Annotated in this window: 5 protein-coding genes; 2 read left to right on the top strand and 3 right to left on the bottom strand. The window is 71.5% G+C overall.

The features are described from left to right. Positions 1-172: 172 nt before the first annotated feature. From ACZ5IK_RS21155 to ACZ5IK_RS21145, 3 genes are all read right to left on the bottom strand, one after another. Complete coding sequence (locus ACZ5IK_RS21155) at positions 173-1,378, bottom strand: GTPase (protein WP_465489202.1); 1,206 nt, start codon at positions 1,376-1,378, stop codon at positions 173-175. Further along, entirely contained in the window at positions 1,375-3,141 is a 1,767-nt protein-coding gene (locus tag ACZ5IK_RS21150) for a dynamin family protein (protein WP_465489201.1), read from the bottom strand. The genes ACZ5IK_RS21155 and ACZ5IK_RS21150 overlap by 4 nt, the downstream gene beginning before the upstream one ends. 126 nt (positions 3,142-3,267) lie before the next feature. Next, positions 3,268-4,347, bottom strand: a complete 1,080-nt coding sequence (locus tag ACZ5IK_RS21145) for an IniB N-terminal domain-containing protein (RefSeq protein WP_465489200.1) — start codon at positions 4,345-4,347, stop codon at positions 3,268-3,270. A gap of 294 nt (positions 4,348-4,641) precedes the next feature. Here ACZ5IK_RS21145 and ACZ5IK_RS21140 point away from each other — a divergent pair, with 294 nt between their 5' ends. Together ACZ5IK_RS21140 and ACZ5IK_RS21135 are read left to right on the top strand one after the other, a co-directional pair. After that, positions 4,642-5,775 carry a molecular chaperone DnaK gene (locus ACZ5IK_RS21140; RefSeq protein WP_465489199.1) on the top strand — a complete coding sequence of 378 codons (1,134 nt, stop codon included), beginning with the start codon at positions 4,642-4,644 and terminating at the stop codon, positions 5,773-5,775. Next, positions 5,772-8,132, top strand: coding sequence for a helix-turn-helix transcriptional regulator (locus ACZ5IK_RS21135; RefSeq protein ID WP_465489198.1), 2,361 nt, complete (start codon positions 5,772-5,774; stop codon positions 8,130-8,132). The genes ACZ5IK_RS21140 and ACZ5IK_RS21135 overlap by 4 nt, the downstream gene beginning before the upstream one ends. The last annotated feature ends 425 nt before the right edge of the window (positions 8,133-8,557 follow it).

Here is an 8,557-nt window from a genome sequence, read left to right as displayed (position 1 = left end):
CCCTTCCCCCCCCCCCACCCCCCCCTCCCCCCCCCCCCCCCCCCCAACCCCCCCCCCCCCCCCCACGGCCACTCGGCATCGGACGCTGCGAAGGACCCCCTTCACCCCGTCACCGGCCCCACCCACGACCACGCCACATTCGGCTTCCCCATCCCCTGCGGGAAAGGGGCCGTCAGGCCACGAAGAGGCTGAGCAGTCCTTCCACCGAGCGGACGATCACGCGCGCCGCGGCCCGTTCGGGGTGCGCGGCGTCGGCCCGTTCCGCCTCGTGCCGCCATCCGGCGAGCGCGCTTTCGGCGCCCGCGTGGATCTCGGCCGGGTCCGCGTCGGGTTCGAGGCCGAGCCGCTCGGTGGGCGCGAGGCCCTGCGCGCCGAGCAGCCGGGCGGCCTCCTCCGCGACTTCCCCGGACAACGCCGTGCGGCCGCCGCGGATGTCGGCGATGAGCCGCAGTTCCCGGAAGTCGTGCGCGGCCGCGGCGAACCGCTCCACGCGTGCGGCCAGCCGGTCGCCGTGCGGGATCGGTTCGGCGGAAAGCAGGCCTTCCAGCCGCAGCACCGCCGTGCGTGCCTTCAACGCTTCGGCCCTGGCGACGAAGCATCCCGCGAGCGCGTCCCGCAGGTCGCCGAGACCACTGCGGTGCACGAGTTCCGCCGAAAGCTTCAGCCTGCTCTCGCAGCCCGTGCGGATCAGGGTGATCGCGAGCCGGACGCCGTAGAGCCCGAACCGTGACACCAGGTGTTTCCTCGACTCCGGCGGGACTCCCACCGGGAACGGATCGTCCACAAAGGAATCCACGGACAGGAGATACCGTTCCAGTTCTTGACGGGAGACCGTCGCCAGCGCGCGCAGCACCGCGAACTCGTCGTCCCGCAGCGCACGCCCCGCGTAACCCAGTTGCCCGGCGACGGCGATGACTCCCTGGAACCCCGCGCAGTCCGGGTCCTCGCGCCAAGCCCGCCGCGCCAGCTGTTTCGCGGTGAGCAGCGCGTCGATCCGGCCCGCGCCGACCTCGTCGGCCCTGCCGAGCACCAGCACCGAGTTCACCGCGCTCTGCCGGGCGAACGCCGAACCGCCCACCGGCCGGGCGCCGGCGAGTTCGTCGGGTTCGAGGTGACGCACCAGGCGCACCGTCGCGTCGACGTGTTCGGCGAGCGCCGGGGTGTCGAACAGATCGAGGTCGCGCAGGGCCCGCGTCGGCCATTCCGACAGCGCGGAGACCAAAGTGGACTTCCCGGTCCCCGGCGTGCCGACGAATCCGACGCGCAGCGGTTCTTCCAGCCGCTCCAGGCATTCGCGCAGCATCGCCACCGCGTGCGGGCGGTCCCGGTAGAGCGCAGCGGCTTCACTCAGCAGCTCACGGACATCGAGAGCGGTCACGCCGAAAGCTCCCGGCGCGGCGCCGCGCCGCTGCCGAGCGCGCCCGCCTTCCGGTGCAGGGCGGCGAGCCGGTCGATCTCCTTCTTGACCCGCTGGGTGCGCCGGTCCCGTTCGGCGGATCCGGCGATGATCAGTTCCCGTTGGCGGGTCAGTTCTTCCGCGAGGTCGTCCGACAGCGCGGCGAAATGGTCGCGCAGCCGCCGCTGGACCTGGCGGATCTCGTCCTTGATCTCCTTGCTGAACCGGATGAACACGTCGTCGACATGACGCTGCGCCGCGGCCTTCGCCAGCGCTTGCCGCCGCTGCAACCGCATCCCGCCTTCGTCGCGCACGCTCTTCGTGGCGAACGCGACACCGGCGCCGAGGGACACCGGGTTGATCAGCGGCAGCCCGGCGAGACTCGTGACCAGGCCGAACATCAGCACGCCGCCGTAGGAACCGCGCAAGCCGGTGAAGAGTTTCTGCCCGATCTTGAACCGCTCGATCTTGGGGGCGCCGACCTCGGGGATCGAGTCCACTCCGGATCCGGTCAGCGGAAGTTCCGGCGCCTGGCCGTAACGCGGCCCGAAACTCGTGGCCACCGCGTGCGCGATCCACGTCGACCGGTCGGACACCCAGTTGTAGTTCGTCTCGACGGCCTCGGCGAGGTTCTCTTCCAGCCAGGTCTGGAAATCCGGCCAGATCTGCACCGGGTCGCCTTCGTCGAAGGTGCGGTCGATATGCCGCACGATCTGCCGGGTCCGCTCGCGCAGGTCGTATTCGGCGTCGGAGACCAGATCGGTGATCTCGTCCGACAGCAGGTTCTGCCAGCGGACGTTCTGCCGCCGCAGTTCCTCGGTGCGCCGTTGTGCCTGGTGCAGCAGGGTGACCTGGTCGATCCCGCCGTCCTGCGAGACGGCGTCGATCCGCGTCTGCAGGGTCTCGACCAGTTCGACCGCCGCCGCACGGACGCTCACCGCGGCGGCGAGCGCCCGGGTGCGTTCGATCGGGCGCGAGGCCTGTTCCCCCACCCAGTTCAGGAGTTCCGGGAAACCGGACCGTCCGTTGAGGCCGGCGTCACCGGCCTTCGCGGCGGCTTGGCGCACCGTCGCGGACACGGGGAAGACATCGGCGACGACACCGGTCTCGGAAAGCGCGGTGCGGTTGCGGGCGGCGAGTTCCCGCCAGTCCGGGCTGACGTCGATCTTGGTCAGCGCCAGCACCAGTGCCGGGCACCAGGTCCGGATGTGCCGGGCCAGCGCGAGTTCGGCGGGCTGGAGTTCCTGCGTCGCGTCGGAGACGAGGATCACCGCGTGCGCGTCGGCGAGGACGTCGAGGGTGGCCGCCGTGCGCGGCGAGCGCGGATCCCCTATCGCCGGGGTGTCCACCAGCACCAGACCCGTGCCGAGCAGTTCACGCGGCAGGCCGACCTCGACCCGGCGCAGGGAACCGGGCGGCCTGATCTCGAGTTCCTTGGCGAGATCGGCCACCGGCACGCTTTCCCTGGCGCGCCCGACCAGGGTGGCGGCCGCGTCGGGGGCGTACCCGATCTCGGTGGGGACGGCGGGGGTGCTCGCGTCCCCGACCGCGCAGACCGGGGCGTTCAGCAGCGCGTTGAGCAGGTAACCCTTGCCCTGCTTGGGAAAGCCGACCACCGCGATCCGGGTGCCCGGTACCTGCTGGTCCCGTCTCCGCCGCAGGCGTTCGGCCAGGTCGGCGCGACCGTGGGCGGCACAGGCGTCCAAGGTCTCGTTGAGCACGTCGAGCCAGGCGGGGGCTGTCACGGGGATGCAGTGTTCCCTTAACCAAGCGCGGAATCAATGTGGCATGGGCCAACATGCCGCGAGGGCCCCGCGACCTGGTGCGATCGCGGGGCCCGTGCACACGGTGAGAGATGAAGGATTTTCAGCTCAGCCGATGTGGATGTCGTTGTGCGAGGCGATGTCGCCCGCACCGAGGTTGATGTCGCCCACGTGGCCGATGTTGTTGGCCACGCCGGAGACGACGTCGTGCACGTCGTTGACGCCCGCGTGGTTCGCGACGTCGTTCACGACGTTGTCGGTGACGTCGGTCGCGACGTTGTCGGTCACGTCGTTGGCGATGTTGCCGTTGCCGATGTCGTGCGCCTTGCCCGCGATGTCGTGCACCTTGGTGGTGACGTCCGCGACACCGACCTGGCCGATGACGCTGGTCAGGTCACCCACGGTCGACAGGAAGTCCGGGGCACCGCCCGCGACACCGTCGACGCGGGGCAGGTCGCTGCTCAGGTCACCGACGGCCGGGACCGAGTCGACGGCCGGAACCGCGTCCACGGCCGGGACGTCGTGGACCAGGTCGGTCGCGGTGTCGACGGCACCGTTGGCGAGGCCACCGGCCGGGACGGCGGAGACGGCGTCGAGGTCCGAAAGGTCGCCGGTCAGGCCGAAGCTGCCGACGGTGTTCTGCGCGAGGGCGGTCACGCCGGCGGCGGCGTTCGACACGTCGGTCACGTCGGAGACGGCCGGGACGGCGGGCAGGCCCGGGAGGTCGACCGGCAGGTCGCCCACGGCGGGCACGGCCGGGACCGCGGGAAGGCCGCCCAGCTCCGGCAGACCCGGGAGACCGGCGTCGGGCAGACTCGGGAGGCTGGGCAGTTCGCCCGCACCCGGGACGGCGACCGGCAGGCCGGCGGTCAGCGCGGTGAGCTGGTCGATCGCGCCCTGGACACCGTCCGCGCACTCGCCGTCGGTGCCGTTGACGACGTTCGCGACGCCGCCGAAGCCCGCCAGGTTGTCGGCGGTCGCCGCGGCGGTGCCGGTGACGTCGGTGGCGGTGTCGACCGGGACGAAGTCGAGCACCAGCGGGACGACCTCGTGCACGTCGGCGGCGTTGATGTCACCGAGGCCGGCGTCGGCGAGGACCTGCTGCGGGTCGTTGGCGAACGCCACGCGGGCGGCGGTGTCGTTCAGCAGGTTCAGCGTGAAGTCGTGCAGGGTCTGGACGGAACCCATGGAAGGACTCTCCTGGTGGTCTAGTCGGTGGGGCTGGCGCAGCGGCCGGAGGGCACGGCTGAGCGCAGGTCACCGAAGTTAGTGAGCCGGTACCTCTCAGCACATCGGGGATCACTCCTGGTCGTCACTCACTCAGCCAATAGGGGATCGGTATGACATCGTTAGGGCGTTAGGGGCTTAACCGAGACGCATCCGGTTGGGTTTAATGCCAACTCTCACCCGGATGGGTCAAGCCGTTCGGGTGAGTGGCCCTATGAGGTCCTTAGGGGCTGGTCAAGCGAAGGAGGATGCTCGTTGCCCTACGTCCTCGGCATCGATATCGCCTCGACCCGCACCACCGCCGCCACCTGCGTGAACCAGGGCGACGGCTGGGGCGTGCCGGAGCCGTCGTGGCTCGGCGCACGCGGCCCGTCGGCGGCGTCCGCGGTGTTCCTCGACGACGACGGCTACCTGCTCACCGGGGACGCCGCCGTCGAAGCGGGCCGGTCCGCGCCCGCCCGGCTGCTGACCGGGTTCCACGAGCGGGTCGGTGACGACGTCCCCGTGATCGTCGGCGGCGAACGGTTCCCGGCCGAATCCCTCAGCGCCGTCCTCGTGGACGCCGCGGTGGATCAGGCGGCCGAGAGGTTCGGCGAGAAACCGCAGGACATCGTGCTCACGCACCCCGTCGGCTGGGGTTCGTTCCGCCGCGACCTGCTGCGCCGGGCGCTGGCCGAAGCCGGCTTCCCCCGCGCCATGCTGGTACCGGCGCCCATCGCCGCGCTGCACGCTTACCTCGCCCCGCAAGGTGAGGTCACCGCCGGTATCTGCGAATTCGGCCCGGACGGCGCGGTGGTAACGATCGCTACCGCCGGGATCAACGGCTGGCTGCCGGTCAAGACGGTCGAAGGCGTCGACCCCGGCGAGGCCATCGGCAAGGTCTTCGAACTCGCGCACGGCGCCGGGATCCAGCCGCAGGCGCTGGCGGGCATCGTGCTCTGCGGCGAGGCCCCGCCGGTTCCCGGCCGGACGCCGTGCCCCGTCTTCGCCTCGAGTGATCCGGTGCTGACGGTGGCGACCGGCGCGGCCAACATCGCCGCGCGACGTGACGTTCTGCAACCCTCGAATGCCGTGGCGACCGTGGAAACCACCCTGCTCCCCCGCGTCGACGACACTCCGGAACTCACCGAGCGGCCCGAACGGCCACCGGTGGACATCACCCCGTTCCCCTTGCCAGAACGCACCGGGGCGGCGAAACTGCTCAGCCGTCGCAAGCCCCTCGTCGCCGGGACCGCGGTCGCGGTGCTGGCCGCGACCGCCCTGCTGCTCACCCTGACCACCCGAGAAGCCACCGCGGACAAGGGTCCCGAAGCCCCGCCCACCACGCCGACCTCGTGCGCGCCGCACACCCCCGGCGCCACCCAGCCCTCCCCCGAAGGTCGCTGTTGAACGCATTGCTCGACAAGCCCGGCATCATCCATCCGGGTGCCCGGCGTCTGCTCGACGAGGTGACCGCCGCCCCGGAACTCCCGGTGCGGCTCACCGTCGTCGCCCCCGGCGGGCACGGGAAGACCCATCTGCTCGGCCTGCTCGGACGCCATTACGCGAGTGCCGGTGTCGAGGCCTTGCTCGTCGACGACGCCGACCAGCTCGGCGAAAACGAGATCGCGAAGATCAAGGCACGGGCGGAGGAAACGACCGTGCCCGTCGTACTCGCCTGCAGAACGACGACGCGGACCAAGGCGCTGCGCGCGCTCGCGGATTCCTTCGGTAGATCGGTGTCCTTGGGCGCGTTCGGTGTCGACGACGTCCGGCGGCTCGTCGAGTACGCCGGTGGCGACGGGGCGACGGCCGGAGAAGTCCACGTCAGAACCGGTGGTGTGCCGGGGCTCGTGCTCCGCGCGGTCACCGGCGGGCTCGCGGAATTCCGCGGTGAACTGGAGCAGCTGGACGAGGACGTGCACCGCTACCTGATCGCGGCCGAGGCAGGCGCGGGCCGGAACCTCGATCTCCTGGCGGCACTGCTCAACCGCGATCGCGAAGGCCTGCCGGAGGTCTTCGACGACGCCAGGGCGACCGGGCTCCTCGGCGAGGACGACGTCCTGCTGCCGATCGCCGCCGAAGCCGTCCGCGCTTGGGGATCGCCGGGACGACGGCTGACGGTGCTGCAACGGCTGGTGGAACTCCAGCTGCGCGACGGACTTCCGGTGCTGGACCTCGCTCGTTCCCTGCTGGGAACGGGAAGTTCGGGCGCGAGCGCGGCGGCGGCCTTCGAGGCGGCCGCGCGTGAGGCGATGCCCGACGACACGAAACTCGCGGCGCGGTTCTACGAAGCGGCGTCCGAGGCCGGTGGGCGCGGCGCGGCGCTCACCGTCGGCTGGGCGCACGCCGCGGCGCTGGCCGGAGACCTCGACACCGCGCTCCGGCTCGGCGACGGGATGCTCGGCGGCACCTCGGACACGGACGCCAGGGCCGCGGGCGCCGAAGTGGCCGCGACCGTGCTGGCGCATCGCGGCGAACTGGCGCACAGCGCCGAGCTGTACCAATGGTCCGGCCGGGCCGGATCGAAGGCGTTCGCCGCGATCGCCTTGCTGGGCACCGGAAAACTCGAAGCAGCCCAGGGCGTACTGGAAACCCCCGAAGTCCCGACCCTGTTCGCGAACGCCGCCTCGCGGACGGCGCGCGCGATCACCGGCTCGGTGTCCGGCTGCGGTGCCGAAACCCTGTCGGCCCTGCTGGGCGCGGCGTCGATGCTGGAATCGGCCGGGGCGCCCGCACCGCTCCCGGACAGCCCGGCGGCCCTAGCGGCATTGGTGGGACTGCATTCCGGCGAACTCGCGCTGGCCGAATCGGTGCTGAGCCGCGCGGTGACCGGGCGGATCGGCGGAGACCTGCTCGCGAAACGGCACCGGCTGCTGCTCGGCTGGGTCGCGATGACCGCGGGCGACCTCAAGACGGCCGCCGAAGCCCTGATGCCGCCGGACGGCCTCGAAGCCCGCGACGAACTCTTCGCCGCCACCCTCCAACTGGGCCTGGCGCGACGGTCGAGTGACCTTCCCGGGATGCAACGATCCTGGGACCGCGCCTACCAGGCGTCGATGCGCCAGCAGCCGGACCTGTATTCGCTGCTGCCGCTGGGAGAACTCACGATCGCGGCCGCGCGGGGCGGCGCGAGCGCCAAACTGGCCGGGCACCTGGAACGGGCGCACACCGTCCTCGACGCGCTCGGCAACCCTCCACTGTGGACGGCCACCCTGCGCTGGCACGAGCTGCACGCCGCCATCACCGTCGAGGATCACTCTTCGGCCGCGGACCACCTGTCCGCGCTGAACGCTTTCGCGCCCTGCGGCCGCTATCCGGCCGCACTCGCCGCCGCCGCGAGCGGCTGGCTCGCCGTCCTGACCGGGAGCTTCGATCCCGAGGTCATCACCGCGGCGGCGTCGGAACTGCACGAACTCGGGCTCTGCTGGGACGCCTCCCGGCTGGTCGGACAGGCGGCGATCCGGACTTCGGACCGCAAGGCGATGGTCCAGCTGCTCGAAGCGGCCCGGCAGTTCCAAGGCCGCGCTCCGGAACCCGTCGCGGCCACCGGTCTGAGCACCCTGAGCGAACGGGAACTGGAGGTCGCCCGGCTGGTCGTCGACGGGCTGACCTACAAGCAGGCCGGGAGCAAGCTGTTCATCTCGGGCAAGACCGTGGAACACCACATGGCCCGGATCCGGGGGAAACTCGGGGCCGGGGACCGGCGGGAACTGCTGGCCATGTTGCGGGAGCTGCTGCCCGCGACCGCCCCCGAAGCGCCGTGAAGCCCTAGCGGCCGGTGGTTTGCGGCTGGGGCGGGTTGGTCGTGAGTGGCGTTTCGGGTTAGAGCCAAAGGGGTCTTAGGTACCTGCTGCTTGTGGCTGGAGTTGGTCGCAGGTCCGTGAATGCCTCCTTGCCTACCCTGAAGGTAGTGAAGGAGGCCTTCACGGGCGGCGGCGCGTGAAGGACCCCTTCCCCAAGTACATGAAGGCCCCCTTCCTGTACCTAGGCGCAAGGAAGGGGGCCTTTATGTACCGCAGAGGCGAGCCAGGGCGGCCGGTGGCGTGGTGGGTCGAGTCTCGTGAGGGCCGCGCCAGCCAGCCCGGGTGTGGGGGGGGGGGGGGGGGGGGGGGGGGGGGGGGGGGGGGGGGGGGGGGGGGGGGGGGGGGGGGGGGGGGGGGGGGGGGGGGGGAGGAGAGAAAAAAAAAAA

Source organism: Amycolatopsis sp. NPDC031561 (assembly GCF_055580625.1).
This window is presented reverse-complemented; position numbering and strand designations above follow the sequence as displayed.

Bases quoted from the DNA above. Each gene is read 5' to 3' on its own strand.
- ACZ5IK_RS21145 (WP_465489200.1), bottom strand. From the start codon at position 4,347: ATGGGTTCCGTCCAGACCCTGCACGACTTCACGCTGAACCTGCTGAAC.